Origin of the sequence: Microlunatus ginsengisoli (genome assembly GCF_039537205.1) — a bacterium.
GTDB classification, from domain to species: Bacteria; Actinomycetota; Actinomycetes; order Propionibacteriales; family Propionibacteriaceae; genus Microlunatus; species Microlunatus ginsengisoli.
Genome location: NZ_BAABAB010000016.1, coordinates 1 through 25830, shown reverse-complemented (window position 1 = coordinate 25830; position 25830 = coordinate 1). Strand labels below are relative to the sequence as shown.

The following is a 25830-nucleotide window of genomic DNA, read 5'->3' as shown; positions in this document are numbered from 1 at the left end:
TTCGCCTGACCACGTCCCCGCCGACTTGCTGGCAGGATGGGTCGAGTGAGTGAGGAGGACGCCGGGGACGGCGATGCGGGATACCGGCGCTTCGACTGCACCGACGACGACCCGGGCGTGATCGAGGTGGCGGCCGAGACGGCCCGCCAGGCGATCGAGCGTGGCGACTGCATCGTGCTGCCGACGGACACCGTCTACGGGATCGGGGCGGACGCCTTCTCGGCCGACGCCGTGCAGCGGCTGCTGAACGCGAAGGGTCGGGGGCGGGACATGCCGCCGCCGGTGCTGATCGCGGACACGTCGCTGCTGCGGGCACTGACCGTGGACGTGCCACAGGCGGCTCGGGACCTGGTCCAGAAGCACTGGCCGGGGGCGCTGACCATCATCTGCAAGGCGCAGCCGAGCCTGCGGATGGACCTCGGCGAGACCGAGGGCACCATCGCACTGCGGGTGCCCGACGACATGCTGGCCCGGGAGGTGCTGCGCCGGACCGGCCCGATGGCGGTCAGCAGCGCCAACATCTCCGGCCGCAAGGCCGCCACCACCTGCGACCAGGCGGTCGACCAGCTGGGCGACCGGGTCGCGGTCTATCTGGACGGCGGCGCCCGGCCCTGGCACGGCGAGCCGTCCACCATCGTCGACTTCGCCTCCTCCGACGCCGGAGTCGTGCTCCGCAAGGGCGCCCTCGGGGTGACCACCATCCGGCAGATCTGTCCCGACGTGGTGGATCCGGACGAGCCGGTGGCCGAGCCCGAGGTGGAGGAAAGCCCTTCGACCGGCTCAGGGCACGACGTGGAGGAGAGCCCGTCGACCGGCGCCGAGCCCGAGGAGGCGCCGCGGGTGGTGTCGATGACGCCGCCGCCGGCGGAGCCGGCGCCGGTCTGGTCGAAGGACGCCGGCTACGCCCGTGCCGAGGAGCCGGCGCCGGTGGAAACCGGACCGGGCGCCGCCGACCACGAACCGACCACGGACGAGCTGGGCATCACCCATCCCGACGTCGACCCGGACCAGCCCTCGCTGTTCGAGCGCGACAGTCCCGATCCCGATCGACCGGGCACGGAGAACTGAGTGCGCGAGTACCTGCTGGTGATGCTGATCGCCGCGGCCGTCACCTTCATCACCAGCGGGTTGTGCCGCCGGCTCGCGTTCAAGACCGGCGCACTGGCCAAGGTCCGCGACCGCGACGTGCACACCATCGAGATGCCCTATCTCGGTGGACTCGCGATGCTGGTCGGCGTCGCCGCGGCGATCCTGCTCTCCTGGCAGCTGCCCTTCCTCGGCCGGCAGGCCCTGGTCCAGCAGGACTCCCGGGCCGTGCTGGTCGCCGCCGCCGTGATCTGCGTCGTCGGCGTGCTGGACGACATGTTCGACCTGCCGCCGCTGCCGAAGTTCGCCGGCCAGGTGCTGGCCGCCGGGCTGGCGGTCGGGCTGGGGGTCCGGATGCTCTGGATCCCGCTGCCCGGGCAGACCGTCTCCCTGGACGGCACCGCGTCGATCGCGATCACGGTCTTCTTCATCGTGCTCTGCTCGAACGCGGTGAACTTCGTCGACGGGTTGGACGGCCTCGCCACCGGCGTGGTCGGGATCGGCGCGCTGGCCTTCTTCGCGTACTCCTACCTGCTGACCGTGACCCAGGACCTCACCCGGGCCACCACGGCCAGCCTGATCACCGTCGCCATCGCCGGCGCCTGCCTCGGCTTCCTGCCGCACAACTTCTTCCCGGCCCGGATGTTCATGGGCGACTCGGGCGCGATGCTGCTCGGGCTGCTGCTCGCCACCTCGACGATCAGCCTCACCGGCCAGATCGACACCTCTCAGCTCGCCGACGGCAGCGGTCGGCTGCTGCCGACCGTGCTGCCGCTGATCCTGCCGCTGGCGATCCTCGCGCTGCCGTTCCTGGATCTGGTGCTGGCCTTCGTCCGCCGGACGTACGCGGGCAAGTGGTGGTTCGTGGCCGACAAGCAGCACCTGCATCACCGGCTGCTGGAGCGCGGCCACAGCCAGCGCCGCGCGGTGCTGCTGATGTACGGCTGGTCGGCGCTGGTCTCCTTCGGCGTGATCGCGCTCGGTCTGGTCGGTCGCAGCGACTGGCAGCCGCTGGCGGTGGCCGCTCTACTGCTGCTCTTCGCCGCGATCCTGCTGGTGATCACGCTGGGCAAGCCCGTGGACCCGAAGTCCCGCACCCGGCGGGGCGACGTCTGACCGATCGGCCGGACCCGCGGTGGAATGCGTCACAAGTGTGCCTCCGAGGCGGGACGGCGCGGCAGCCTGAGTGTCACTTGTGTTAACTTTCATCTCTGCCCAGGACCGGATTCGTCCGGGCAGGTCAGCGCCCGATCCGCCCCGGAACCACCTCGACGGAAAGCTTCCCCTGACATGACCACCGCCCGCCACGAGCCCGCTCAGGCCGAGCGCGCGCCCGGGCCGAGCATCCATGTCGTCCGGGCGCGCAAACTGCTCTACGGCGGCCTCGTCGGCGGCCTGGTGGCTACCGCGATCTGCCTGCTGATCTTCGGCCTGCTGGCCGGCGCCAAGGGCCTGATCTCGGCCGCCCTCGGTGCGGCCATGGTGCTGTTCTTCTACGTCGTCGGGCAGTTGGTGATGGTGCACTTCGCCGACGCCGGCGCGCGCACCCTGCTGACCGTCTCGATGGCCAGCTACACCGGCCGCGTGGTCGCCCTCGGCCTGGTTCTGCTGGCCTACGGCAAGAACCGTGCCGACTGGCCGGCACTGATGCCGATGGCGGTTTTCGTCAGCACGATCGCGGTGGTGGCGGGCTGGCTCGCGGTCGAGATCTACGTCTTCTCCCGGCTGAGGATCAATGTCTACGACACCCCGTACGAACCCCCGTCGACACCCGTGGACGAGCAGTGACCGGCGCGGGAGCCGACTGCTACCGTGTGACTCGCCATGAGGGAGCAAGGCACGTCGTCGAAGGCGGAGCGGTCGCAACGCAGCGTCAAGGCTCACGCCGTGGATCAGGGCGTCATGGTGCTCTCGTATCTCATCGGTGGTGTGTTGGTCTACGGTGGCCTCGGCTGGCTGGGCGATCACTTCCTGGGCACGGGCTTCCTGCTTCCGCTGGGGATCGTGCTCGGCGCGGCCCTTGCCGTCTACACGATCATCAAGCGCTTCGGCGGTGCCGACGGTGGCCCGCTGCGACCTGCACGCAGAGACGCGGGCGCCGACGATGATCACTGACCGTCCGACCAGATCGAAGGGAGGCCCCGCGTGGGTCTGCTGATCCCGCTGGAGACCGGGGGCTTCGAAGCGCCCGGTGTCAGCAGCTTCGACTTCCCGCCGCCCTTCCCGAACGTGCCGTGGCTGGACAAGTACATGCTCCAGGCGCTGCTGTCGCTGGTCATCGTGCTGGCCTTCTGGCTGATCATGGCCCGGAAGAACAAGCTCGTCCCGACCAAGGGTCAATACATCGGCGAGACGGCGTACTTCTTCGTTCGCAACGGCATCGCGCGCGACATGCTCGGCCACGACTTCAGGCGCTACCTGCCGCTGCTGATCGCGTTGTTCTCCTTCATCCTGGTCAACAACCTGTTCGGCGTCTTCCCGCTGACCCTGTTGCCGACCTTCGCCCACGTCGGCTGGGCGTACGGCCTCGCCGGCCTGGTCTGGATCGTCTACAACGCGGCCGGCATCGGCCGGCACGGCCCGTGGGGATATCTGAAGCGGACCTGCCTGCCCTCGGGTGTGCCCTGGTACATGTGGTGGCTGATCATTCCGCTGGAGTTCATCTCCAACATCATCGTCCGGCCGATCACGCTCTCCTTGCGTCTCTTCGCCAACATGTTCGCCGGCCACCTGCTGGTGCTGGTGTTCGTGCTCGGCGGCGAGTACCTGCTGTTCGAGTCCACCTCGTTCGTGAACAAGTTCTTCGGCGCGGTCTCCCTGGTCTTCAGCATGGCGATCTTCGCGCTGGAGCTCTTCGTGCAGTCGCTGCAGGCCTTCATCTTCACCGTGCTCACCGCCCAATACATCTCCTCGGCAATCGCCGAGGAGCACTGACCCATCGACTTCCCTCGACCCACACCAGGGAAAGCCTGAAAGGAAGCAGTACATGCTCACTGCACTTGAGCTCACCGGCTCGCTCGGCATCGTCGGCTACGGCCTCGGCGCCATCGGGCCCGGCATCGGCGTCGGTCTGATCTTCGCCTCCGTCATCCAGGGCACCGCCCGACAGCCCGAGGCCCGCGGCGCCATGATGGGTACGGCCTGGATCGGCTTCGCCGTGACCGAGGCGCTGGCGATCATCGGCATCGCGCTCGCCTTCGTCTTCGGCGGGCTGTGATCGAGGTCGCAATGACCGCCCTCGTCATCCCACTGGCGGCGGAGAACCCGCTGATCCCGAACCTGTCGGAGATCATCGCCTCGGTGGTCTTCGCCCTCCTGCTGACGTTCGTCATCTGGAAGTTCGTCGTGCCCCGCTTCGAGCAGACCTATGCGGAGCGCACGGCGGCTATCCAGGGCGGCATCGAGAAGGCCGAGCACGCTCAGGCCGAGGCGGCGGCGGCGTTGGAGAAATACAACGCCCAGCTCGCCGAGGCTCGCGGCGAGGCCGCGAAGATCCGCGAGGACGCCAAGACCCAGGGCAGCCAGATCCTGGCCGACATGCGCGAGCAGGCCCAGGCCGAGGCGAACCGGATCAGGGCAGCCGCGGAGGCACAGTTGCAGGCCGAGCGAGCCCAGGTGGTCGCCCAGCTGCGCGGCGAGATCGGTGGCCTGGCCACCACCCTGGCCGGCCGGATCGTGGGCGAGTCGCTGGAGGACGACGAGCGTGCTCGTCGCACCATCGACCGCTTCATCGCGGATCTGGAGAGCCAGGACGAGTCGAGCACCGCGGGAACGTCGTGAGCGGGCTCGAAGCGCCGGGCGCGAGCGAACAGGACAGATCGTGAGCGAGCGTCGGGTAGGCGCGCCGCTCTTCCGTGGCCGTGGGACGGAAGGCAAGGCGATGCGAGGTCAGCTGGGTGAGGCGAGTGGGCCTTCCGGACCGCGTCCGCGGATGAGCGGGCTCGAAGCGCCGGGCGCGAGCGAACAGGATGAGTCGTGAGCGGTTCGCAGGAAGCCCGGATCAGCTCGCTGGACGCGGTGCTGGACCAGACGCCGGGCGGCGATCAGATCTCGGCCGAGCTGTTCGCCGTGGTCGACGCGCTGGACTCCTCGTCCATGCTGCGCCGCTCGCTGACGGACCCGAACGTCGCGGACAGCGATCGCCAGGCGCTGGCGTCCCGGCTGCTCGAGGGTCGGGTGTCGGAGGCGACCCTCAAGATCGTGCACGAGGCGGTGGCCGACCGCTGGCCGGGCGGGCGTACCCTCGCCGCGGCGCTGGAACGGCAGGCCGTGCGCGCGGAGCTGGCGCGGGCACAGGCCGCCGGCGAGCTGGACGAGACCGAGGACTCGCTGTTCCGGTTCTCCCGGCTGGTGGAGTCCAACCCGGAACTGCGCAATGCGCTGGCGGATCGCCGGATCTCTGTCGCCGATCGGCAGACCCTGGTCACCGCTCTGCTCCAGAGCAGGGCCGGCGGTGCGACCGAGGCGCTGGCCAGGCGTGCCGTGGTCGCCCGGGAGCGGACATTCGACAACACCATCGAGGGCTATGTCACCCTGGCCGCGGCCCAGCAGAATCGTCTGTTGGCGACGGTCCGGGTCGCCCGGCCGTTGAGCGCCGAGCAGTCCCAGCGGCTGCGGGCGGCGCTGTCCAAGCAGGCCGGACGCGACGTCGCCATCCAGGAGATCGTCGAGCCGGACCTGCTCGGCGGGATCCGGGTCGAGCTGGGCGACCAGGTCATCGAAGGCACGGTCGCGTCGAGACTCGACGACGCCAAGCGGCTCTTCGGCTGAGAGCACTCGGCCCGGACACAGCGCTGCGAACACTGAAGAACAACGGAGAGCAAGGGACAACGATGGCGGAACTGACGATCCGACCCGAAGAGATCCGGGAAGCCCTGGACAACTTCGTCAAGACCTATACCCCCACGACGGCCAGCCGCGAAGAGGTCGGCACCGTGGTGACCTCCGGCGACGGCATCGCCCGGGTCGAGGGACTGCCGTCGGCGATGGCCAACGAGCTGCTGGAATTCGAGAACGGCACGCTCGGCATCGCGCTGAACCTCGACGTCCGCGAGATCGGCGTCGTGGTGATGGGCGACTCCGAGGGGATCGAGGAGGGCCAGCCGGTCAAGCGGACCGGCGAGGTGCTGTCGGTCCCGGTCGGCGACGGCTACCTCGGACGGGTGGTTGACGCGCTCGGCCGGCCGATCGACGGGCTCGGCGACGTCAGCCCGCTGGACGAGCGCCGCCCGCTCGAGCTGCAGGCGGCCGGCGTGATGGACCGCCAAGAGGTCCGCCAGCCGCTGCAGACCGGGATCAAGGCCATCGACGCCATGATCCCGATCGGCCGCGGCCAGCGGCAGCTGATCATCGGCGACCGCAAGACCGGCAAGACCGCGATCGCCGTCGACACCATCATCAACCAGAAGCAGTTCTGGGATACCGGCGATCCGGAGCAGCAGGTGCGCTGCATCTACGTCGGCATCGGGCAGAAGAACACCACCATCGCCGCCCTCCGCGGGACCCTGGAGGAGGCGGGGGCGATGGAATACACCACCATCGTCAACGCCCCGGCGTCCGACCCGGCCGGCTACAAGTACGTCGCGCCCTACACCGGCTCGGCCATCGGCCAGCACTGGATGTATCAGGGCAAGCACGTGCTGATCGTGTTCGACGACCTGACCAAGCAGGCCGAGGCCTACCGGGCGATGTCGCTGCTGCTCCGCCGCCCGCCGGGCCGTGAAGCCTACCCCGGCGACGTCTTCTACCTGCACAGCCGGCTGCTGGAGCGCTGCGCGAAGCTGTCCAACGAGCTCGGCGCCGGCTCGATGACCGGCCTGCCGATCATCGAGACCAAGGCGAACGACGTGTCGGCCTACATCCCGACCAACGTCATCTCGATCACCGACGGCCAGATCTTCCTCCAGTCCGACCTGTTCAACGCCAACCAGCGACCGGCCATCGACGTCGGCGTCTCGGTCTCCCGGGTCGGCGGCGCCGCCCAGATCAAGGCGATGAAGAACGTCTCGGGCTCGCTGAAGATCAACCTGGCGCAATACCGGGACATGCAGGCGTTCGCCATGTTCGCCTCCGATCTCGACGCCACCTCGCGCCGCCAGCTGGACCGCGGCGGCCGGCTGACCGAGCTGCTCCGGCAGCCGCAGTACACCCCGTACCCGGTCGAGGAGCAGGTCGTCAGCGTCTGGGCCGGCCTCAACGGCGAGTTCGACGAGGTGCCGATCGACGACGTGCTGCGGTTCGAGCAGGAGCTGCTGGAATACCTGCGGCACAACGGCGACGTGCTGCGCAACATCCGCGAGACGAAGACCTTCGACGACGATTCGGCCGAGGCGCTGAAGAAGCTGATCGCCGACTTCAAGAAGAGCTTCCAGACCTCCGAGGGCAAGCTCCTGGTCGGGCGCGAGGAGCACGAGCCGCTCGACGAGGAGTCCGTGGAGCAGGAGCAGATCGTCAAGCAGAAGCGATGACTCGGCGTCGCGCTCGAGCCGGAGGTAGGTAGCAATGGCGGCATCCCTGCGGGAGCTGCGACAGCGCCGGAACTCGGTGACCACGATCAAGAAGGTCACCCGGGCGATGGAGCTGATCGCCTCGTCCCGGATCATCAAGGCCCAGCAGCGGGCGCACGCGGCGGCGCCGTTCGCCCGCGAGCTGACCCGGGCGGTGTCGGCGGTGGCGACGTTCTCCAACGTCGACCACCCGCTGACCACGGAGTCGCCCGATCCGAAGCGGGCCGCGATGCTGCTGGTCACCTCCGACCGCGGTCTCGCGGGCGCGTACTCCTCGTCGGTGATCAAGGAAGGTGAGCAGCTGACCAAGCTGCTGACCGACTCCGGCAAGGCGGTCGTGCCCTACGTCGCCGGACGCAAGGCCGCGGCGTTCTACAACTTCCGGCAGCGCACCGTGGCCGGCAGTTGGGACGGCTTCTCCGAGGCACCGACGTACGCCCACGCGCGCGAGATCGCCGACCGGCTGATCGAGGCGTTCCTGACCCCGACCGAGGACGGCGGCGTGGACGAGATCCACATCGTCTTCACCCGGTTCGTCTCGATGCTCACCCAGCGGGTCGACGTGATCCGGCTCCTTCCGCTGGAGGTGGTCGAGGGCGCCGAGCCCGCCCAGCCGGGCGAGCTGCACCCGCTGTACGAGTTCGAGCCGGACCCGGAGACGGTGCTGGACACGCTGCTGCCGATCTATGTCGCCAGCCGCATCCAGTACTGCTTCCTGCAGTCGGCGGCGTCGGAGCTCGCCAGCCGGCAGCGGGCGATGAAGTCGGCCACCGACAACGCCCAGCAGCTGATCGAACGGCTCACCCGCGAGGCCAACCAGGCTCGGCAGGCCGAGATCACCCAGGAGATCAGCGAGATCGTCGGTGGCGCGGCGGCCCTGGCCGAAGCGAGCGCGAGCGCCGAATGAGCAGCACCTTGATCATCGAACGACAGAACGAAGCGAGGACACGATGACCGCAACGATCGAAGAGACCAGCACCGAGGAGACGTCGGGCGGCCTCGGCCGGGTGGCCCGGGTGATCGGCCCGGTCGTGGACGTGGAGTTCCCGCCGGATGCGATGCCGGACATCTACAACGCGCTCCTGGTGGACACCACCGTCGGTGGCGAGACCCGGACGATGACCATGGAGGTCGCCCTGCAGGTGGGCGACAACATGGTCCGGGCGATCGCGCTGAAGCCGACCGACGGCATGGTCCGGGGCGCGGAGGTCCGCGACACCGGCGCGCCGATCTCGGTGCCGGTGGGCGATGTCACCAAGGGCCATGTCTGGAGCGTGACCGGCGACGTGCTGAACGCCGACCCGTCGACGGTCGAGATCACCGAGCGGTGGCCGATCCACCGCCAGCCGCCGCGATTCGACGAGCTGGAGTCCAAGACCGAGATGTTGCAGACCGGCATCAAGGTGCTGGATCTGCTGACACCGTACGTCCAGGGCGGCAAGATCGGTCTGTTCGGTGGCGCGGGCGTCGGCAAGACCGTGCTGATCCAGGAGATGATCTATCGGATCGCGCACAACTTCGGCGGCACCTCGGTGTTCGCCGGGGTGGGGGAGCGGACCCGTGAGGGCAACGACCTGATCAACGAGATGGACGAGGCCGGCGTCTTCGGCGACACCGCGCTGGTGTTCGGGCAGATGGACGAGCCACCGGGCACCCGGCTCCGGGTCGCGTTGTCGGCGCTGACGATGGCGGAGTACTTCCGCGACGTGCAGAACCAGGACGTGCTGCTCTTCATCGACAACATCTTCCGGTTCACCCAAGCCGGCTCGGAGGTGTCCACCCTGCTCGGCCGGATGCCCTCGGCGGTGGGCTACCAGCCGAACCTGGCCGACGAGATGGGCCAGCTGCAGGAGCGGATCACCTCGACCCGGGGTCACTCGATCACCTCGATGCAGGCGATCTACGTGCCCGCCGACGACTACACCGACCCGGCCCCGGCGACCACGTTCGCCCATCTGGATGCGACCACCGAGCTCTCCCGCGAGATCGCCTCGCGCGGTCTGTATCCGGCGGTCGACCCGCTGTCCTCGACGTCGCGGATTCTGGACCCGCAATACATCGGGCAGGAGCACTACGACGTCGCGGTGCGGGTGAAGCAGATCCTGCAGCGCAACAAGGAACTGCAGGACATCATCGCCATCCTCGGCATCGACGAGTTGTCCGAAGAGGACAAGATCATGGTCAACCGGGCCCGCCGGATCCAGCAGTTCTTGTCCCAGAACACCTATATGGCGACGAAGTTCACCAACATCCCGGGCTCGACGGTGCCGCTGTCGGAGACCATCGAGGCGTTCAAGATGATCTGTCAGGGCGAGGTGGACCACATCGCCGAGCAGGCCTTCTTCAACGTCGGCGGCATGGAGGACGTGCACCGCCGCTGGGACGAGCTGCAGAAGGAAGGCTGAGCCCTGATGGCAGATCCGATGGACGTCCAGGTGGTGTCCGCGGAGCGAGTGGTGTGGTCCGGGCAGGCGAGCAACATCATCGCCCGGACCACCGACGGGGACATCGGCATCCTGCCGGGTCACGAGCCGGTACTCGCGATCCTGGTGCCGAGCGGTGTGGAGATCTATTCCGTCGACAATCATCGCGAGATCGTCGCGGTGGACGGCGGGTTCATCTCGGTCGGTCAGGGTCGGGTGTCGATCCTGTCGGAGTATGCCCGGATGGCCGATGACATCGACCTGCCCCGGGCGGAGAAGGAACTCGCCGAAGCGCAGTCCCGCCTCGACGACGGCGAGGACGACGAGGACACCCGGAAGCACTTCAGCCGGGCCCAGGCTCAGGTCCGGGCGGCGCAGAAGGTTCAATAGGCCGGGTGAGATCGGCGCCAGCGGGGTGTACGCGTACCGCCCGGGGGGAACACTAGGTCATGCCTGCCTGGCTCGGGGTGCTCGAGGCCGTCGTCGCGGCCCTGGTGTTAGTCGTGCTCGCCATCTTGCTGCTTGCCGTCCGGCGCCGCTGGCTGGCTCGGCAGGGCGGCACCTTCGAGTGCAGCGCGCGGCTGCGCGCCTCGCACCCGAGCGGCGGCTGGGCCCTCGGCGTGGCCCGCTACAACGGCGAGATGCTGGAGTGGTTCCGCTTTTTCTCCTACGCCTTCCGACCGCGGTTGTCGCTGCGGCGGACCGACGTCCGGGTGCTGGAGAGCCGTGACCCCGACCCGGTCGAGGCGCTCGCGCTGTACGAGGGCCAGCGGGTGCTGACCCTCACCGGCCGCGAGCCTGCCGGGCCGGCTGGGCGGTGGGAACTCGCGATGGACCCGGACTCGATGACCGGGCTGCTCGCCTGGCTGGAAGCCGCGCCGCCCGGCCTGGCGCCCAGCCCGTATTGACGCCCTGGGCCCGCGCCGTCCCCAGCACGTCGGATCCCCTGTGACGATTCGGATCGGCTGCACGGGATCCGAAGCGTCACAGGGGATCCGAGCTGCGGCGGCTGGGCCCGGTGCTGACATAGTGGCCCGGTGAACAGGCCGCTGCGTGGCGTCAACCTCGGTGGCTGGCTGGTGCTCGAGCGGTGGATGACGCCGTCGCTGTTCGCGGGCACGGACGCCATCGACGAATACACGTTCATGGCGACCCCGGACGCCGCGGCACGGCTGCGCCGGCACCGGGAGACCTGGATCACCGAGGCGGACATCGCCTGGATCGCCGAGCGCGGACTGGATCTGATCCGGCTGCCGGTCGGGCACTGGGTGCTCGGCGACGACGAACCGTACCTCGGTGCCGTCGACCTGCTGGACGCGGCGATGGACTGGGCGGCGACGTACAAGGTGGCCGTCCTGCTGGACCTGCACGCGGCGTCGGGCTCGCAGAACGGCCAGGACCACAGCGGGCGGGTCGGCCCACGTCGCTGGTATCGCGAGCGGCACCATCGCGAACACACCCACGGCGCGCTGGCCGCACTGGCGGCGCGCTATGCCGAGCACCCGGCGCTGTGGGGGCTGGAGCTGGTCAACGAGCCGATGGACTGGCGGATCTGGCGGCTGCGGCACTTCCATCGCGATGCGTACCGGCGGCTGGCCTCGCAGCTCGCCCCGGGCACCCGGGTGGTCTTCTCCGACGCCTTCGTGCCGTGGATCCAGCGCGGCAGTCTCCGCGGCAGCGCCGACCTGCCGACGGTGATCGACAGCCACTTCTATCAGGCGTTCTATCCCTGGGACGTCCATCGCTCGATCGAGAGCCACATCGCCAAGGCGCGTCGTCGCGCCGGGCTGGTCCGCTGGCTCAGCCGCTGGCAGCCGGTGCTGATCGGTGAGTGGAGTGCCGGTCTGCCGGACCGGGCCTATCGCGGACGTACGGCCGATGAGCGCCCGGCCCTGACCAGGGCCTACCTGGAGGCGCAGCAAGAGGGATTCTCGGCGGCGCTCGGCTGGTGTTTCTGGAGCTACAAGACCGAGGATCGCAACGACTGGAACTTCCGCTTCCTGGTGGAGAGCGGCCTGCTCACCCTGTAATCCCACCCACCCATCCCGGAAACTGTGCAGGTCTCGCAGTGCGCACCGGCGTGTCGGTGCGAGAGCTGCACAGTTTCCGGGGAGTGGTGGCCCTACTTCTGGGCGAAGGCGGCGTCGAAGGCGGCGGTCGGCGGGGTGATGGCGTTCAGGTTCCGGATGAAGTCCAGCGCCTCGGGCGCCCCGGCGAGCCGGTCCATGCCCGCGTCCTCCCACTCGATCGAGATCGGGCCGTCGTAGCCGATGTGGTTGAGCATCCGGAAGATGTCCTCCCACCGGGTGTCGCCGTGCCCGGTGGAGATGAAGTCCCAGCCGCGGCGGGGATCTGCCCACGGCAGGTGTGAGCTCAGGATGCCGTTGCGGCCGTTGTGCATCCGCAGCTTCGTGTCCTTGCAGTCGACGTGGTAGATCCGGTCGGAGAAGTCCCACAGGAAACCGACGTAGTCCAGTCCCTGCCAGACCATGTGCGACGGGTCGTAGTTGAGCCCGAAGCCCGGCCGGTTGCCGATCGCCTCCAGCGTCGCCACCGTGGACCAGTAGTCGTACGCGATCTCGCTCGGGTGCACCTCGTGCGCGAACCGCACTCCGACCTCGTCGAACACGTCGATGATCGGGTTCCAGCGGTCGGCGAAGTCGGCGTACCCGGCCTGGATTACGTCGTCGCCCACCGGCGGGAACATCGCGACGTAGTGCCAGACCGACGAGCCGGTGAAGCCGACCACGGTGTCCACCCCGAACGCCGCCGCGGCCCGGGCGGTGGTCTTCATCTCCTCGGCCGCCCGCTGCCGCACGCCCTCGGGGTCGCCGTCGCCCCAGACCCGCGGGTTGACCATGTTGTGGTACCGGTCGTCGATGATCGCCTCGCAGACGGCCTGGCCGTTGAGGTGGTTGGAGATCGCCCAGCAGCCGAGCCCGTGCTTCTCCAAGATGTCGCGGCGATTCTGGACGTAGCTGTCGTCCTCGGCGGCCTTCGCCACGTCGAAGTGGTCGCCCCAGCAGGCGATCTCGAGCCCGTCGTAGCCCCACTCCGAGGCCAGCCGGCACATCTCCTCGAACGGCAGGTCGGCCCACTGGCCGGTGAACAACGTGACCGGCCGGTCCTGCTGGGCGGTCGCCTTGCCGGTGGCTTCCTTCGGTGTCATCGATCCTCCTGATCGGCTCGGATTTCGGGTTGCTCGCGGTCGCCGCCGGGGACCCACAGCACCTCCGCGTCGGCGCTGCCGGCCCGGACATTGACCACGCGGGTGAGGATGAACAGCAGGTCCGACAGCCGGTTCAGATAGCTCAGGGCTAGCGGGCTCACGCCGCCGGGACTCTCCGTCCCGTGTTCGGCCACCGCCTGCCAGCCGGCGCGCTCGGCCCGGCGGACGACCGTCCGCGCGACGTGCAGATGGGCGGCGCCGAGGGTGCCGCCGGGTAGCACGAACGAGCGTAGGTTCGGCAGCGGGTCGCCGTAGCCGTCGCACTCGGCCTCCAGCCGCTCGACGTAGTCGGCGGTGATCCGCAGCGGCGGGTACTCGGGGTCGTCCGCGAGCGGCGTGCTCAGGTCTGCGCCGCAGTCGAACAGTTCGTTCTGGATCCGGCCCAGCGTGACGGCCACGTCCTCGGGCAGGCCGCCCGCCGCCAGCGCGACGCCGATCAGCGAGTTGGCCTCGTCCACGTCGCCGTATGCCTCGACCCGGGCGTCGGTCTTGACGGTCACGCTCAGATCGGCGAGCCGGGTCCGCCCGCCGTCGCCGGTCCGGGTGTAGATCCGGGTCAGGTGGACCATGACGATCCGTCTTCCCGGCCCCGGCGCATGGTGAAAACCCTATCCGGGCAGCGTTTCGCTGCGACACGGTCCCTCCCCGCTGTGGCAGGGTGGCCGGGTGAGGCGATGGATCGGCGTGGCGGCGGCGGCAGCGCTGGCGCTCACCACGGCGTGCGGGACGACGCCGACGACCGACCCGCTGGCATCCGGGAAGGACGCGACCGCGACCGCCTCGCCGACCCCCACGGGCCCGAAGGACTGCGAGTTCGTGGACACCGGTGACCCGGCCCGCCCGGTCAAGCCGCCGAGCGAGTACGGCGTGCCGAAGACCGGCACCGTCCGTTACGTGATGAAGACCAACGAGGGCGACGTCACGCTGACGATGGACCGGAGCAAGACACCGTGCACGGTGGCGTCGTTCACCTCGTTGGCCGACCAGGGATTCTTCGACAAGACGACCTGCCCCCGAATGGTGGACAAGGGCATGTTCATCCTGCAGTGCGGGGACCCGACCGGTACGACGAGCGGAGGACCGGGCTACACGTTCGCCGACGAGCTCACCGGCAAGGAGCAGTACAAGGCGGGCACGGTGGCGATGGCCAACAGCGGACCCAACACCAACGGGTCTCAGTTCTTCCTCGTCTTCGGCGACTCGCCGCTGCAGCCGAACTACACGATCTTCGCCACCATGGATGCCGGCTCGGTCGCCGTGGTGAAAAAGATCGCCGCCGACGGCGATGACGGCAGCAACCCGTACGGCGGCGGCAAGCCGAAGAACCCGGCCCAGATCATCTCGGTGAAGCCGGCCTGACCGCGTCGGCGGGGATCGGCCGGCCGCGAACCAGCGCGGGCGCCATCAGCAGCGCCAGCAGCACGGGGAACTCGAGATAGGCGTGGTAGGACGCCAAGGCGGCATAGATCGCCTTGCCCTGGACGTAGTCGCTGACGAAGACGGCAGCCAGCACGGCGCCGCCGCCGAGCCCGAGGGCCCATGCTCGCCGGCCGCGGAGCCAGGGCACCCGTGCCTCGAACGACGCGGTGGCGTCCGCGCCGAACCGAGGCAGGAAGCCCACCCAGACCACGTAATGCATGGTCTGCATGAAGGCGAACACCACCAGGAAGCGCAGTCCCAGCTGGTCCAGCAGCGCCGGCGGGGTGGCCGAGGAGATCACCGCCGAACCGCTGCCGACGAAGCGCTGGACGACGCCGGGGCCGTCGGCGACGTACCGGTCGAGCGCGCCGGCCAGGATGACCAGCGGCAGCAGCACGATCCACAGCACCTGGGTGAGCCGGAAGGCGGTCCGCGCGCCGCGGTGCGGGATCCGGCGGGCCCACTCCCACAAGAAGACCAGCGGTACGAGGTTGTGCAGGTGGGTCAGCACGACGAAGTAGTACGCCGGGAAGGCCAGCGAGGCGATCGCGCCGGCCGCCAGCAGCGTCAGGATGCCGGAGACGATCAGCCCGCCGCGAAGGGAGCGGGTCCCGGGCAGCGTCCGCAGGCCGAACACGCCGCCCACCGCGAGCACCACGAAGCCGAGCATGATCTCGGCCTGGCGGGCGCCGCTCGGCCAGTACGCGGTCAGCAGCCGGCAGATCACGATGCCGGTGATCAGCGCGAGCAGCAGGCCGAGGAAGCGGCCGGACAGCACGGGCGCGAACCGGCCGGCGACGTACCTGATCTCGAGCACGTTGTGCAGCACGCCGAACAGGATCAGGCCGAGCACCGTCGTCGCGAGCGGGGCCCGGGTGGCCAGCACCAGGGCGAGCGCGGCGACGGCCAGCATGCCGCCGACCAGCAGCGCGACGGATGGAAGGCTGGTGGTCGTGGACGCGCTGCGCGGGGTGCTGACCTGGTGGGGCGGCTGGCTGCCCGCGTTCGTGCTGACCTGTGCCATCGAGCTGCCGGTCTACCTGATCATGTTCGAGCTGTGCGGCCTGACCGGGTCCGGTCCGGGCGGAACCACGACCGGGCGCCGGCTCGGCAGGGGCCGCGCCGCGGCGCTGGTGCTGCTGCTGAACGCCGTCTCCCACCCGATCTTCTGGTCGGTCGCGCTCGGCTTCGACGGCGGTCGACAGCTGCTGGCCGGTGAGCTGGCCGTGGTCGCCGTCGAGGGCCTGATCGTCTGGCTGGTGGTCCGCCGCCGGCCGCTGGCCTGCCTGGGCTGCGCGCTCGTCGCCAACGCCGCCTCGGCCGTGCTGGGGTCGGCACTGCTGGAGACGCTCACCGCTTTGGTTTCCTAGGCTTCGACGACGTCCACTTCGCCAGGATGATCAACAGCCCGATCGCGACGAACGCGACCACGATCGAGGCGGCGAACCCGTTGCTGCCCTGGGGTGCGGCGTCCATCGGCGGCAGCGCAAGCAGCGCGAGCACGGTTGCCGGGCTCACCGCCGGCCCCGGAGCCGGCGCAGCACCACGATCACGACCGCCGCGGCGATCACCGCGAGGATGACCACGACGATCACCGGCCCGGCCTGCTCGGTCGGACTGGGGGCTATGTCGAACGGGGTCATGGACCTATCCTTACCCACCCGAGTTGTCAGCATTTCAGCACGCTCCGACGTGCTGAGATGCTGACAACTCGGGGTCAGAGCCCGGCGAAGCGGCGCAGGGCGGTGAGGAAGACGTCCGGGCGGTCGGCGTGCACCCAGTGGCCGGCGCCCTTGATCGTGACCAGCTGGGTGCGGGGGAAGAGCGCGCGCATGACGTCGGCGTACTCGGGCCGGATGTAGCGCGACTCGGCCCCGGCGAGCCAGAGCACCGGCCCGGGGTAGGGCGCCACCTCGCCCTCGGGCCAACCACCGATCTCGACGAGATGGTCGCCGAGCAGCCGGAGGTTCATCTGCCACTGCCAGCCCGGTCCGGTGCCGTCGGTGCTCCGGCGCAGGTTCTGCAGCAGGAAGCCGCGGATGGTCGGGTCCTCGACGTACGGCGTCAGCTCCCGGTCCGCGCTCGCGCGGTCGGGCAGGGTGGCGAGATCGAGCGCACGCATGCCCTCGACGTACGTCCCGAACTGGCGGAGGCTGCCCGCACCCTCCGCCGGGTAGGCAACCGGTGACACGTCCACCACACACAGCCGCTCGACCAGGTCCGGGTGCTCGAGGGCCAGCATCATGGCCACCTTGCCGCCCATCGAGTGGCCGACCAGGACGTACGGATCGCCCTGGCCCCGGCTGCGGAGCAGGTCGGCGACCGCCGCAGCCATGGCGGAGTAGCTGAAGGTGTCGCTCCAGGCCGAGCGGCCGTGGTTGGGCAGGTCGACCAGCAGCGGGCGCGCCTGGCCGACCAGCGCCTTCGCGATGCCGGTCCAGTTCTTGCCCTGGCCGAACAGGCCGTGCAGGAAGCAGATCCGCGGGCCGGCGGTGCTCGAACCGTCGGGTCCCGGCTCGATCGCGAAGACGGGACCCTCGATCGTGCGTGCCATCAGGGCCGGCGCTGCCAGCAGGCGGTGTGCCAGTGCCGGCGGTAGGCCACCGCGGAGTCGCTGCCCGGCGGCGGCTCCTTCGGCCACGCCACGACGTGCGGGGTGCCCGGGGGAATGATCTGGTTGCAGGAGGGGCAGCGGTAGGACTTGTGGGTCGCCTGGCCGCTGATCGCGCGCACCACCCAGGCGCCGTCGTGCTTGACCGCGGACGTACCCAGGCTCGGGTTCAGTGGCCTCGGCGGGCGGAGGTGCTTGTTGTGCCGCCGGACCACTACAACACCTCGCGGAGCGCGACCAGCGCGGTCGCCGGGTCGTCGGCGGCCGCGAGCCGCTCCAGCAACAGGGCCGGGCGGTCCCCGGGCTCGGCGGACTCGGCGAAGATCTGCTGCTGGGCGGCGAGCACCTCCCGCGGTCCGAGCTGGGCCAGCACGTCGAACGGCTTGGGCATCCGGCAGCCGAGGCTCATCCCGGTGTCGATCTGGTCCGGGGTGGCATACCAGCTCCCGACCATCTTCAGGCAGGAGTTGAGGTACGGCGCGAGCAGCGCCATCGGCAGCTCGCCGGCCCGGCTGGCCCGTGCCTTGGGGCCCGGGCCGGGAGCGTCGGTGACACCGTCGGGACCGTAGCCGTAGAAGCCGCGTCCGGTCTTGCGGCCCAGCCAGCCGGCCTCGACCAGCTGGGTGAGGACCGGCGTCGGGGCGACGAGCCGGTCCTTGGTCTCGTCGTACATCCGGTGCAGCACGGCGAGGCTGACGTCGTGGCCGACCAGGTCCATCAGGGTGAGCGGGCCCATCGGATTGCCGGCCTCGACCATCGCGGCGTCGATCTCCTCCCGGCTGGCGAATCCCTCGCCGTAGAGCCGGGCGGCCCGGTTGAGGTAGCCCACCAGCAGCGTGTTGACGACGAAGCCGGCGCGATCGGCACAGGTGATGGTGGTCTTGCCGAGGTCGTCCAGCAACTGCTGGGCGCGCTCGATCGTCTCGGGCGCAGTCAGTACGGTGCTGATCAGCTCGACCAGGCGCTGGACCGGTGCGGGGTTGAAGAAGTGCACGCCGACCACGCGCTCGGGATGCTCGGTCGCCGCCGCGATCGCGGTGATCGACAGCGACGAGGTGTTGGTCGCGAGCAGGGCATCGGGCCGGGTGCGCCGGTCGAGGTCGGCGAACAGGTTCCGCTTCGTCGCCAGGTCCTCGAAGACGGCCTCCACCACGACGTCGGCGTCGGCCACGGCGGCGAGGTCGCCGCCGAATTCGATCCGGCCCACCAGGTCGTCGCGGTCGGCCGTGCTCAGCTTGCCGGTCTCGACCGCTCGATCGGTCGACCTGACGAGGATCGACTTCCCCCGCTCCAGCGCCGCGTCGGTGACCTCGATCCCGCTGACCTGCCAGCCGTTGCGGGCGAACACCTCCGCGATGCCGGCTCCCATCGTGCCGAGCCCGACCACCGCTGCTCGTCCCACTGAGGTTCCACTCTGCTCGTTCACGCGCCGAGTCTTCCATGCCCGCGCGAACACGTACGAGGGCAGCGGTCGGGTCGTCCCGGCGCCGGAGCCGTCCTCGGATCCCCTGGAGCGGTTCGGATCCCGTGCAGGGGATCCGGGGTTGCGCAGGGGATCCGAGCCGTCTTCGGATCCCTTGGAGCAGTTTGGATCGCGTACAAGGGATCCGAGAAGCCATAGGGGATCCGGGATCGTACGAGGCGCTGGGGAGTCGGCTAGGTTGGGCGACCGTGCGATTGGTGATTGCCGAGTGCCAGGTGGACTACGCGGGACGGCTGACGGCGCATCTGCCGATGGCCAAGCGGCTCATCCTGGTCAAGGCGGACGGCTCGGTGTCGATCCATGCCGACGATCGCGCCTACAAGCCGCTGAACTGGATGAGCCCGCCCTGCTCGGTGACCGAGCGGCCGGCCGAGGGGGCCGAGACCGAGGCGGGGCTGACCGAGGTCTGGGAGGTCCGCGGCCGCGACGGCGACACGCTGCAGATCTCGCTGGCCGCGATCCACCACGACTCCAGTCACGAGCTCGGCATCGACCCGGGGCTGGTCAAGGACGGCGTCGAGGCCCATCTGCAGGCGCTGCTGGCCGAGCATCCGGAGACGCTCGGGGACGGCTGGTCGCTGGTCCGGCGCGAGTATCCCACCGCGATCGGCCCGGTCGACCTGCTCTGCCGTGACCCGGCCGGCGCGTACGTCGCGGTCGAGGTCAAGCGCCGGGGCGAGATCGACGGGGTCGAGCAGTTGACCCGCTATCTGGATCTGCTCCGCCGCGACCCACTGCTGGGCGACGTCCAGGGGGTGTTCGCCGCCCAGCAGATCAAGCCACAGGCACGGGTGCTGGCGCTGGACAGGGGGATCGCCTGCGTCACGGTCGACTACGACGCGCTGCGGGGGATGGACAGGTCCGAGGACCGGCTGTTCTGATCCGCCGTGCCGGCCCGGTCGTCAGCGATCGGTTCCCCGGGCCTGCCTCGCCTGACCAGCGCGAGGACGACGACGGCGAGTACCGCCGTGACGATGACGGACTGCTCGACGATGCCGGGTACGCCGAACGGGACCGCGGCGATCATGCCGACCCAGCCGTAGGTCAGCGCCGCGCCGGCCGCCAGACCGGTCACGTCCAGCCGGAGCACGGCCGCCAGGACGATCGCCAGCGCCAGCACCGCGATCATCACCAGCGTGGTGACCCAGGCGTCGACGTGCCCCGGCAGGTAGTAGCGCAGCAACTGGTAGCCGGTGCTCAGCACGAGACCGGCCAGCAGCGCCGGCGGCCAGGGCCGGACCGGACGTACGGCCCGCGGGCGGAGCAGGAACGCGATCGTGACGACGATCGCGGCCAGCAGCGCGGCCCCGGCCAGTTGGGCCGGGTGGGCCAGGAAGTGGCCGCCCATCGCCCAGCTGATCGCGAACGTCGCCGCCCCGCCGAGCAGCATGACTGCCGCGACGATCCCGAGCCCGACCCGGCCGAGCCACGGGGTCGGGTGACCGGTGAGATCGGGATGGCTGGCTCGGAAGCGCTCGGGTGCAGGGCCGGTGACCGGACCGGAGAAGATGGCCTCGATCAGGGCGATCGGAGTGGCGATGCTCCAGACCACGTGGATGGACAGCACGAAGATCGCCCAGGGCAGCGCGGTGCCGAGCCAGCCGACATGGCCGTACGAGATCAGGTCCAGGCCGAGATAGTGCGGGTTGAACAGCGACTGGGTCAGCAGACCCTCCTCGACCAGCGCGAAACCGAGCCCGAGCAGCAGGATGGTCGGCCAGCCGCGGCCGGTGCGGCGAGCGAGCTCGCGAATCAGGACGGCGCCGGCTCCGTACCAGAGCACGAACAGTACGAACTCGCCGATCTGCTGACCGGGGTTCATGGTGCCGGACAGGTACTGGTCGCCGAGCACGAACTCGGCCATCAGCGGTGAGAACAGCGCCAGGGTGGCGACCGGCAGGAGGCGGGGAGTGCGGGATGCGGAGCTCATGCCCCTACGGTCACGCCGCGCGCAGGCCACTGCCTAGCGCGACCGTCACCTCCTGCCCGTGACAACTGTCAGGCTGCGCGGTTGCCGAGCCGTCACCGTCTCCGGAAAGTGTGCAGGTACGACAATCCGAAGCGCTTCACCACTGCCGGAACCGCACACTTTCCCCGGGAGCGGGTCGGGTCAGGAGGCGGCCTGGTCGATCAGGTCGTCGTCCAGCATGAACTCGACGGCCGGAGCGGCGGTGGCCTGTTGCAGCGCGAGTGCGCTGAGCGCGTTCAGCTGCTCCTTGAGCTGAACCCGCTGCCGGTTGATCCGCTCCTGCTCGAGCCGGAGCTCGTCGGCGTCGGCCTGCAGCTGGCGGCGGCGCCAGAAGAACTCCTGGCGGGCCCGCTCGTCGACCACGGCCGCGGCGTGCCGGGCCCGGCCGAGCACCGCCTCGGTCTCGGTCCGGGCCTGCTGGTTCAGCCGCTCGGCGTCGGTCTGCGCCTTGAGCCGGATCTGTGCCGCCTCCCGGCGAGCCGCCGCGAGCAGCTCCTCGGCCTGCCGCTTCGCGTCGACCACCAGGTCGGACGCGACCAGGTCGGGCCTGGCCTGCCGGGCAGCCGCCTGTAGCTCGGCCTGGGCGGCGGCGAGAGCGGCCTCCCGGTCGGCGAGCGCGGACTCGGTCTCGGCAGCCCGGGCGTCCGCCGCGCGAACCCGTCCGGCGAGCTGGGCGAGGTGGCGATCGACCGACTCCGGCTCGTAGCCGGCGCGGACGCGGCGGAACACCGGTGCGGGACTCGTCATGCCGACGTACGCCCCCTGCTCAGCGGCTCGAACCGGCAGCGGCCGGCTCGGTCGGGGCGTCGAGCTTGTCGTCCAGCTCCTGGTCGGTCTCTGCGTCCTTCGGTTCCGCGTTCTGCTTCGGCATCACCACGGTCGCGTCGGCCGGGGCAGCGGCGGACGAGTCCTGGTCGAGGTCCTCGAGGTCGGGGAACGACTCGGCGGTTTCCTCCGCCATCGCCGACAGGCTGGCGAGCTGAGTGAGTACGGCCTGCTTGCGCCGGCCGAGCCGCTCGGTCTCGCGCTTGAGCTGCTCCTTGCGCCAGGTGAACTCCTGCTGGGTCCGCTCCGAGATCGCGGTCGCCTCGGCCTTGGCCGCGCTCAGCCGCTCCTCGGCCTCCTTGATGGCGGCGAGCTTGACCTGCTGCGCCTCGGCGAGGGCCTCGGTCCGGATCCGGGCCGCCTCGGCGATGTCGGACTCGAGCCGGGCCGAGGAGTCGGCGTTGTGCTGCTCCGCGTCGGCGAGCATGGCGTCGATCTTCGCCTTGTGCTCGTCGTGCAGCCGCTGCAGGGTGTCCAGCGCGGCCTCCTGCTCGGCGGCGACGTCGGCCCGCAGCCGCGCGGCCTCGCTCTCGGTGTGCCGGCGCAGGTTCTCGGTCTCGATGTACGCGCTCTGCCGCACCGTCTGCGCCTCGTGCTCGGCGCTGCCGCTCAGCGCCTCGGCCTGACGGCGGGCGGAGGCGATGATCGCGGCGGACTCGGCCGCGGTCTTCTCGTTGGCGTTGCGGGTGTCCTCCTCGAGCTGGCGGCGCAGCCGCTCGATCTCGGCGATACCGCTGTTCTTCAACTCGCCGGACTCACGCTGCGCGTTGGTCCGCAGCTGGTCGGCCTCGCGCTGGGCCGCCTCCTTGGCCTGCTCGGCCTGAGCGACCGCGGAGTCGATGATCTCCTGGGCCTTCTCCTCGGCCAGCGACAAGATCTCACCGGTGCGACCGCCGACCTTCGCCACCGCGTCGTCCGGCACCGACTGGTCGCGCAGCCGGGCGACCTCCTCCTGGAGAGCCCGGACCTGCTGCTCCAGCCCGCTGGTGTGGCGACGCCGCTGGACGGCGTCGGCCTCGAGCTGGCGGACGTAGTCGTCGACCGCCGTCCGGTCGTATCCGCGAAGAGCGGTAGGGAAGTTGCCGGCCGCGCTGGCCGCATCCTCGAAGAGCCCCAGCCCGTCGTTTCCTGCCTGTGCCACGCCTTGTCCTCTCGGGTCCTGCTCGCTGCCGGACTACTCGGTGTCGTCCGAGGAGCCGGTGGCCTGGACGAGCTCGATGAGCACTCCGCCGGCGTCCTTGGGGTGTACGAAGTTGATCATGGAATTTGCTGTTCCCCGTCTCGCTGCATCATAAAGCAGCCGGATCCCCTTTCCCCGCAGGACGCCCGCGGCGTGGTCCACATTGTCGACCCGGCAGGCGAGTTGCTGTAGGCCCGGCCCGGAGCGGTCCAGGAAGCGCGCGATGGTCGAGGTCGGGCCCAGCGGGGCGAGAAGCTGGAGCTGGGTCGCGCCGGCCGGCGCCGAGGCAGGGGCGAGCATCGCCTCGACCACGCCCTGCTCCTCGTTAACCTCCCGGTGCCGGACCACCAGTCCGAGCGTGCCGGTGTAGAACGCGATCGCCGCGTCCAGGTCCGGCACCGCGACACCGACGTGGTCGATGGCGAGGACGAGCTCGCCGAGCAGGCCGCCGGCCGGGTGGTCGATGGGATGGTCGGCCGTGTGGTCGCTCGGAGGGGGGGAGGTCACGCCGTCCAGCGTGCCAGACTGGCCTGAGAGGTCGGGGTGGCCTGAGAGGTCGGGCTGGACGCAGGGAGGCGGCACGGGCATGGGATCGGTCATCGTCGGCGGGGCGCGGACCCCGATCGGGAAGTTGCTCGGCGCGTTCGCCGGTCTGTCCGCGACCGACCTCGGCGGTATCGCTATCGCCGGCGCGCTGCAGCGGGCAGGTCTGGACGCGCAGCAGGTCGACTCGGTGGTGATGGGCCAGGTGCTGCAGGCCGGCTGCGGGCAGATCCCGGCCCGGCAGGCCGCGATCAAGGGCGGCATCGCCATGTCGGTCGATGCGCTGACCGTTAACAAGGTCTGCCTGTCGGGTCTCAACGCGGTCGCGGTGGCCGACCTGATGATCCGGGCCGGCGACGCCGACGTCGTGGTGGCCGGCGGGATGGAGTCGATGACGAACGCGCCGCACCTGCTGCCGAAGTCGCGTCAGGGTTTCAAGTACGGCGACGTGACGATGCTGGACCACATGGCGTACGACGGGTTGTGGGACGCCTTCACCGACCAGCCCATGGGCGCGCTCACCGACTCCTGCAACACCGGAGCGAACCTGGTCAGCCGCGCCGACCAGGACGCGTTCGCCGCCCGCTCCCACCAGCGGGCCGAGGCGGCCAGCACCGACGGCGTCTTCGCCCGCGAGATCGTCGAGGTGCCGGTGCCGCAGCGCAAGGGCGACCCGGTGCCGGTGAGCCGGGACGAGGGCATCCGGTCCGGGGTGACCGCGGAGTCGCTGGCGGGCCTTCGACCGGCGTTCGGCAAGGGCGGCACCATCACCGCCGCCTCGTCCTCGCCCATCTCCGACGGCGCGGCGGCGGTGATCGTCGCCAGCCGGGCCGCGGCCGAGCGGCTGGGCCTCACGGTGTGGGCCGAGATCGGCGCCTACGGGACGGTGGCCGGTCCGGACTCGTCGCTACAGCTGCAGCCGGCGAACGCGATCGAAACCGCCGTGAAGAAGCAGCAGATCGAGGTCGCCGACCTGAACCTGATCGAGATCAACGAGGCGTTCGCGGCGGTCGGCGTGGCCAGCGCCCGGGCCTTGGGCCTGAGCGACAGCCAGATCGATGAGCGGGTCAACGTCAACGGTGGCGCGATCGCGCTCGGTCACCCGATCGGCGCCTCCGGCGCGCGGTTGGTGCTGCACCTGGCAGCCGCGCTGCACCACCGTGGCGGGGGTACGGCGGTGGCCTCGCTCTGCGGCGGCGGGGGGCAGGGCGACGCCCTGATCCTCACCGCCGGCTGAGCGGCGCCGATGGCCCAGCCCTCGCGACCCGTGACGCGCACGGCGTCCGACGTCGCTGCCCTGGTCGAGGGGGCCCGGGCGGGCAGGCCGCGAGCCGTGGCCCGGCTGATCACGCTAATCGAAAACGGCTCACCGCAGCTGCGTGAGGTGCTCCGCGCGCTGGCGCCCGACACCGGCCGCGCGATCGTGATCGGGCTGACCGGATCGCCGGGGGTGGGCAAGTCGACCACGACCACAGCGCTCGTCAGCGCGCTGCGCGAGCGGGGTGAGCGGGTCGGGGTGCTCGCGGTCGACCCGAGCTCGCCGTTCACCGGCGGCGCGCTGCTCGGCGACCGGATCCGGATGCAGCAGCACACGCTCGATCCGGAGGTCTTCATCCGGTCGATGGCGACCCGCGGCCACCTCGGCGGGCTGGCCGCCGCGGCACCCCAGGCGCTGCGCGTGTTCGACGCCGCCGGCTGCGGCGTGGTGGTGGTGGAGACGGTCGGAGTCGGCCAGTCCGAGGTGGAGATCGCCGGCCTGGCGGACGTCACCCTGGTGCTGGTCGCGCCCGGGATGGGCGACGGGATCCAGGCCGCGAAGGCCGGCATCCTCGAGGTCGGTGACGTGTTCGTGGTGAACAAGGCCGACCGGGACGGCGCGCAGGCGGTGGTCCGCGACCTGCGGAACATGGTGGCGATGGCCGACCGAGCCGCGACCGAATGGAAGCCGCCGGTGCTCACCACGGTGGCGTCCCGGGGCGAGGGGACCGATGCGCTGCTCGGGGCGATCGACCGGTTCGTCGAGCACGCTCGCGCCGATGGCAACTGGCAGCGCCGGCGGACCGCCCGGGCCGCCCGCGAGGTGGAGGCGATCGCCCTCGGCGAGTTGCGCAGCCGGTTCCGGGTCGACGGGCATGCGGGCCTGGCCTCACTGGCCGAGGCCGTCCGCGACGGCCGGCTGGACCCGTACAGCGCCTCGGACGAGCTGGTCGCCCAGCTGGGCGAACCCTGATTGCTCGAGACGGCTGCTTCGATCACAGTGCAGGCCCCAGATTCCGGCCGCGGCGGGATTTTCGGGGCCCATCGACCGTTTCGGGCCCGATTTTCCCGCCGCGGCGGGGTTTTCTGGTCATGTGGCGCGGCTGTGGATCGGACGCTGGCCGGGGGTGCGCTCGGAGGAAGTCTGGCGGGGCGCCTCGGGCGGACGAGTCACGTACGCGGCCCGGCGGGCAACTTCGCGCGGCTTCGACCTAGTTCGCGCGTGAAGGACGTCGAGCGGGCGGTCTCCAGTAGTCATCGCAACACCTCGGCGTTGGGAGGTTGTGGTGGTGGGTGCGG

At 70.3% G+C, this 25830-nt stretch carries 31 protein-coding genes; 19 read left to right on the top strand and 12 right to left on the bottom strand.

The genetic code is table 11. From position 1 onward, the window contains the following. Positions 1-45: 45 nt before the first annotated feature. The 14 genes from ABD747_RS26705 (at position 46) to ABD747_RS11565 (ending at position 12045) form a co-directional block, all read left to right on the top strand. Positions 46-1068: an L-threonylcarbamoyladenylate synthase gene (locus ABD747_RS26705; RefSeq protein WP_425562512.1), complete on the top strand. Its 1023-nt coding sequence runs from the start codon at positions 46-48 to the stop codon at positions 1066-1068. Further along, positions 1069-2202: a glycosyltransferase family 4 protein gene (locus ABD747_RS11625; RefSeq protein ID WP_344804604.1), complete on the top strand. Its 1134-nt coding sequence runs from the start codon at positions 1069-1071 to the stop codon at positions 2200-2202. It abuts the gene before it with no gap. Positions 2203-2376: 174 nt separating this feature from the next. Beyond that, complete coding sequence (locus ABD747_RS11620; RefSeq protein WP_344804602.1) at positions 2377-2874, top strand: hypothetical protein; 498 nt, start codon at positions 2377-2379, stop codon at positions 2872-2874. 99 nt (positions 2875-2973) lie between these two features. Continuing rightward, positions 2974-3201 (top strand): hypothetical protein, encoded by a 228-nt coding sequence (locus tag ABD747_RS11615; RefSeq protein ID WP_344804600.1) that lies wholly within the window; start codon positions 2974-2976, stop codon positions 3199-3201. A gap of 30 nt (positions 3202-3231) precedes the next feature. After that, positions 3232-4020: a F0F1 ATP synthase subunit A gene (gene atpB, locus ABD747_RS11610; RefSeq protein ID WP_344804598.1), complete on the top strand. Its 789-nt coding sequence runs from the start codon at positions 3232-3234 to the stop codon at positions 4018-4020. Positions 4021-4072: 52 nt separating this feature from the next. Further along, positions 4073-4303, top strand: a complete 231-nt coding sequence (locus ABD747_RS11605; protein WP_344804596.1) for an ATP synthase subunit c family protein — start codon at positions 4073-4075, stop codon at positions 4301-4303. Between the two features lie 11 nt (positions 4304-4314). Further along, complete coding sequence (locus ABD747_RS11600) at positions 4315-4866, top strand: F0F1 ATP synthase subunit B (RefSeq protein WP_344804594.1); 552 nt, start codon at positions 4315-4317, stop codon at positions 4864-4866. Between the two features lie 195 nt (positions 4867-5061). Beyond that, the gene (locus tag ABD747_RS11595; RefSeq protein WP_344804592.1) at positions 5062-5856 is read left to right on the top strand and encodes a F0F1 ATP synthase subunit delta; all 795 of its coding nucleotides are present in this window, start codon (positions 5062-5064) and stop codon (positions 5854-5856) included. Between the two features lie 62 nt (positions 5857-5918). Next, complete coding sequence (gene atpA / locus ABD747_RS11590; protein ID WP_344804590.1) at positions 5919-7553, top strand: F0F1 ATP synthase subunit alpha; 1635 nt, start codon at positions 5919-5921, stop codon at positions 7551-7553. A gap of 34 nt (positions 7554-7587) precedes the next feature. Next, the gene (locus ABD747_RS11585; protein WP_344804588.1) at positions 7588-8499 is read left to right on the top strand and encodes a F0F1 ATP synthase subunit gamma; all 912 of its coding nucleotides are present in this window, start codon (positions 7588-7590) and stop codon (positions 8497-8499) included. A 43-nt stretch (positions 8500-8542) separates the two neighbouring features. Beyond that, positions 8543-9997: a F0F1 ATP synthase subunit beta gene (atpD, locus tag ABD747_RS11580; protein WP_344804586.1), complete on the top strand. Its 1455-nt coding sequence runs from the start codon at positions 8543-8545 to the stop codon at positions 9995-9997. 6 nt (positions 9998-10003) lie between these two features. Next, positions 10004-10405, top strand: a complete 402-nt coding sequence (locus ABD747_RS11575; RefSeq protein ID WP_344804584.1) for a F0F1 ATP synthase subunit epsilon — start codon at positions 10004-10006, stop codon at positions 10403-10405. 59 nt (positions 10406-10464) lie between these two features. After that, the gene (locus tag ABD747_RS11570) at positions 10465-10923 is read left to right on the top strand and encodes a DUF2550 domain-containing protein (RefSeq protein WP_344804582.1); all 459 of its coding nucleotides are present in this window, start codon (positions 10465-10467) and stop codon (positions 10921-10923) included. Positions 10924-11052: 129 nt separating this feature from the next. Continuing rightward, positions 11053-12045 (top strand): glycoside hydrolase family 5 protein, encoded by a 993-nt coding sequence (locus ABD747_RS11565; protein ID WP_344804580.1) that lies wholly within the window; start codon positions 11053-11055, stop codon positions 12043-12045. Between the two features lie 92 nt (positions 12046-12137). On the opposite strand, the gene ABD747_RS11560 is transcribed toward ABD747_RS11565, so the two are convergent. Next, complete coding sequence (locus tag ABD747_RS11560) at positions 12138-13184, bottom strand: sugar phosphate isomerase/epimerase family protein (RefSeq protein WP_344804578.1); 1047 nt, start codon at positions 13182-13184, stop codon at positions 12138-12140. Then, positions 13181-13813, bottom strand: a complete 633-nt coding sequence (locus tag ABD747_RS11555; protein ID WP_344804576.1) for a cob(I)yrinic acid a,c-diamide adenosyltransferase — start codon at positions 13811-13813, stop codon at positions 13181-13183. Before ABD747_RS11555 ends, ABD747_RS11560 begins: the two co-directional genes overlap by 4 nt. A gap of 97 nt (positions 13814-13910) precedes the next feature. On the opposite strand from ABD747_RS11555, the gene ABD747_RS11550 reads away from it, so the two are divergent. Beyond that, positions 13911-14603: a peptidylprolyl isomerase gene (locus ABD747_RS11550; RefSeq protein ID WP_344804574.1), complete on the top strand. Its 693-nt coding sequence runs from the start codon at positions 13911-13913 to the stop codon at positions 14601-14603. On the opposite strand, the gene ABD747_RS11545 is transcribed toward ABD747_RS11550, so the two are convergent. Continuing rightward, complete coding sequence (locus ABD747_RS11545; protein WP_344804572.1) at positions 14581-15576, bottom strand: hypothetical protein; 996 nt, start codon at positions 15574-15576, stop codon at positions 14581-14583. The genes ABD747_RS11550 and ABD747_RS11545 overlap by 23 nt on opposite strands. On the opposite strand from ABD747_RS11545, the gene ABD747_RS11540 reads away from it, so the two are divergent. Further along, a complete protein-coding gene (locus tag ABD747_RS11540) occupies positions 15539-16033 on the top strand; it encodes a hypothetical protein (protein WP_344804570.1) in 495 nt (164 codons plus the stop codon). The two genes, ABD747_RS11545 and ABD747_RS11540, sit on opposite strands and share 38 nt — an antisense overlap. Here the strand turns inward: ABD747_RS11540 and ABD747_RS11535 are convergent. The 5 genes from ABD747_RS11535 to ABD747_RS11515 form a co-directional block, all read right to left on the bottom strand. Continuing rightward, positions 16014-16181, bottom strand: a complete 168-nt coding sequence (locus ABD747_RS11535; RefSeq protein WP_344804568.1) for a hypothetical protein — start codon at positions 16179-16181, stop codon at positions 16014-16016. The two genes, ABD747_RS11540 and ABD747_RS11535, sit on opposite strands and share 20 nt — an antisense overlap. Continuing rightward, complete coding sequence (locus ABD747_RS11530) at positions 16178-16306, bottom strand: hypothetical protein (protein WP_344804566.1); 129 nt, start codon at positions 16304-16306, stop codon at positions 16178-16180. The genes ABD747_RS11535 and ABD747_RS11530 overlap by 4 nt, the downstream gene beginning before the upstream one ends. Positions 16307-16380: 74 nt before the next feature. Continuing rightward, complete coding sequence (locus tag ABD747_RS11525; protein ID WP_344804564.1) at positions 16381-17217, bottom strand: alpha/beta fold hydrolase; 837 nt, start codon at positions 17215-17217, stop codon at positions 16381-16383. Beyond that, positions 17217-17489 (bottom strand): hypothetical protein, encoded by a 273-nt coding sequence (locus ABD747_RS11520; protein ID WP_344804562.1) that lies wholly within the window; start codon positions 17487-17489, stop codon positions 17217-17219. The genes ABD747_RS11525 and ABD747_RS11520 overlap by 1 nt, the downstream gene beginning before the upstream one ends. After that, positions 17489-18700 (bottom strand): 3-hydroxyacyl-CoA dehydrogenase, encoded by a 1212-nt coding sequence (locus ABD747_RS11515; protein WP_344804560.1) that lies wholly within the window; start codon positions 18698-18700, stop codon positions 17489-17491. Before ABD747_RS11515 ends, ABD747_RS11520 begins: the two co-directional genes overlap by 1 nt. Positions 18701-18918: 218 nt before the next feature. Between ABD747_RS11515 and nucS the strand changes: the two genes are divergently transcribed. Beyond that, positions 18919-19638: an endonuclease NucS gene (gene nucS, locus ABD747_RS11510; RefSeq protein ID WP_344804967.1), complete on the top strand. Its 720-nt coding sequence runs from the start codon at positions 18919-18921 to the stop codon at positions 19636-19638. Here the strand turns inward: nucS and ABD747_RS11505 are convergent. From ABD747_RS11505 to mce, 4 genes are all read right to left on the bottom strand, one after another. Then, complete coding sequence (locus ABD747_RS11505; protein WP_344804558.1) at positions 19590-20687, bottom strand: hypothetical protein; 1098 nt, start codon at positions 20685-20687, stop codon at positions 19590-19592. The two genes, nucS and ABD747_RS11505, sit on opposite strands and share 49 nt — an antisense overlap. A 180-nt stretch (positions 20688-20867) precedes the next feature. Next, positions 20868-21473 (bottom strand): hypothetical protein, encoded by a 606-nt coding sequence (locus ABD747_RS11500; RefSeq protein WP_344804556.1) that lies wholly within the window; start codon positions 21471-21473, stop codon positions 20868-20870. A 19-nt stretch (positions 21474-21492) separates the two neighbouring features. After that, complete coding sequence (locus tag ABD747_RS11495; RefSeq protein ID WP_344804554.1) at positions 21493-22692, bottom strand: DivIVA domain-containing protein; 1200 nt, start codon at positions 22690-22692, stop codon at positions 21493-21495. Between the two features lie 33 nt (positions 22693-22725). Next, positions 22726-23238 (bottom strand): methylmalonyl-CoA epimerase, encoded by a 513-nt coding sequence (mce, locus tag ABD747_RS11490; protein ID WP_425562511.1) that lies wholly within the window; start codon positions 23236-23238, stop codon positions 22726-22728. A gap of 79 nt (positions 23239-23317) precedes the next feature. Here mce and ABD747_RS11485 point away from each other — a divergent pair, with 79 nt between their 5' ends. Further along, the gene (locus ABD747_RS11485; RefSeq protein WP_344804552.1) at positions 23318-24511 is read left to right on the top strand and encodes an acetyl-CoA C-acetyltransferase; all 1194 of its coding nucleotides are present in this window, start codon (positions 23318-23320) and stop codon (positions 24509-24511) included. 30 nt (positions 24512-24541) lie between these two features. Continuing rightward, a complete protein-coding gene (meaB, locus tag ABD747_RS11480; protein ID WP_344804549.1) occupies positions 24542-25504 on the top strand; it encodes a methylmalonyl Co-A mutase-associated GTPase MeaB in 963 nt (320 codons plus the stop codon). Positions 25505-25830: the final 326 nt, after the last annotated feature.

Excerpts from the sequence above, each read along its gene's own strand:
- ABD747_RS11620 (WP_344804602.1), top strand. The coding sequence starts at position 2,377 with ATGACCACCGCCCGCCACGAGCCCGCTCAGGCCGAGCGCGCGCCCGGG.
- ABD747_RS11605 (WP_344804596.1), top strand. The coding sequence starts at position 4,073 with ATGCTCACTGCACTTGAGCTCACCGGCTCGCTCGGCATCGTCGGCTAC.
- ABD747_RS11600 (WP_344804594.1), top strand. The coding sequence starts at position 4,315 with ATGACCGCCCTCGTCATCCCACTGGCGGCGGAGAACCCGCTGATCCCG.
- atpA (WP_344804590.1), top strand. The coding sequence starts at position 5,919 with ATGGCGGAACTGACGATCCGACCCGAAGAGATCCGGGAAGCCCTGGAC.
- ABD747_RS11585 (WP_344804588.1), top strand. The coding sequence starts at position 7,588 with ATGGCGGCATCCCTGCGGGAGCTGCGACAGCGCCGGAACTCGGTGACC.
- atpD (WP_344804586.1), top strand. The coding sequence starts at position 8,543 with ATGACCGCAACGATCGAAGAGACCAGCACCGAGGAGACGTCGGGCGGC.
- ABD747_RS11575 (WP_344804584.1), top strand. The coding sequence starts at position 10,004 with ATGGCAGATCCGATGGACGTCCAGGTGGTGTCCGCGGAGCGAGTGGTG.
- ABD747_RS11570 (WP_344804582.1), top strand. The coding sequence starts at position 10,465 with ATGCCTGCCTGGCTCGGGGTGCTCGAGGCCGTCGTCGCGGCCCTGGTG.
- ABD747_RS11560 (WP_344804578.1), bottom strand. The coding sequence starts at position 13,184 with ATGACACCGAAGGAAGCCACCGGCAAGGCGACCGCCCAGCAGGACCGG.
- ABD747_RS11555 (WP_344804576.1), bottom strand. The coding sequence starts at position 13,813 with ATGGTCCACCTGACCCGGATCTACACCCGGACCGGCGACGGCGGGCGG.
- ABD747_RS11545 (WP_344804572.1), bottom strand. The coding sequence starts at position 15,576 with ATGCTGGCCGTCGCCGCGCTCGCCCTGGTGCTGGCCACCCGGGCCCCG.
- ABD747_RS11530 (WP_344804566.1), bottom strand. The coding sequence starts at position 16,306 with ATGACCCCGTTCGACATAGCCCCCAGTCCGACCGAGCAGGCCGGGCCG.
- ABD747_RS11525 (WP_344804564.1), bottom strand. The coding sequence starts at position 17,217 with ATGGCACGCACGATCGAGGGTCCCGTCTTCGCGATCGAGCCGGGACCC.
- ABD747_RS11505 (WP_344804558.1), bottom strand. The coding sequence starts at position 20,687 with ATGAGCTCCGCATCCCGCACTCCCCGCCTCCTGCCGGTCGCCACCCTG.
- ABD747_RS11500 (WP_344804556.1), bottom strand. The coding sequence starts at position 21,473 with ATGACGAGTCCCGCACCGGTGTTCCGCCGCGTCCGCGCCGGCTACGAG.
- ABD747_RS11485 (WP_344804552.1), top strand. The coding sequence starts at position 23,318 with ATGGGATCGGTCATCGTCGGCGGGGCGCGGACCCCGATCGGGAAGTTG.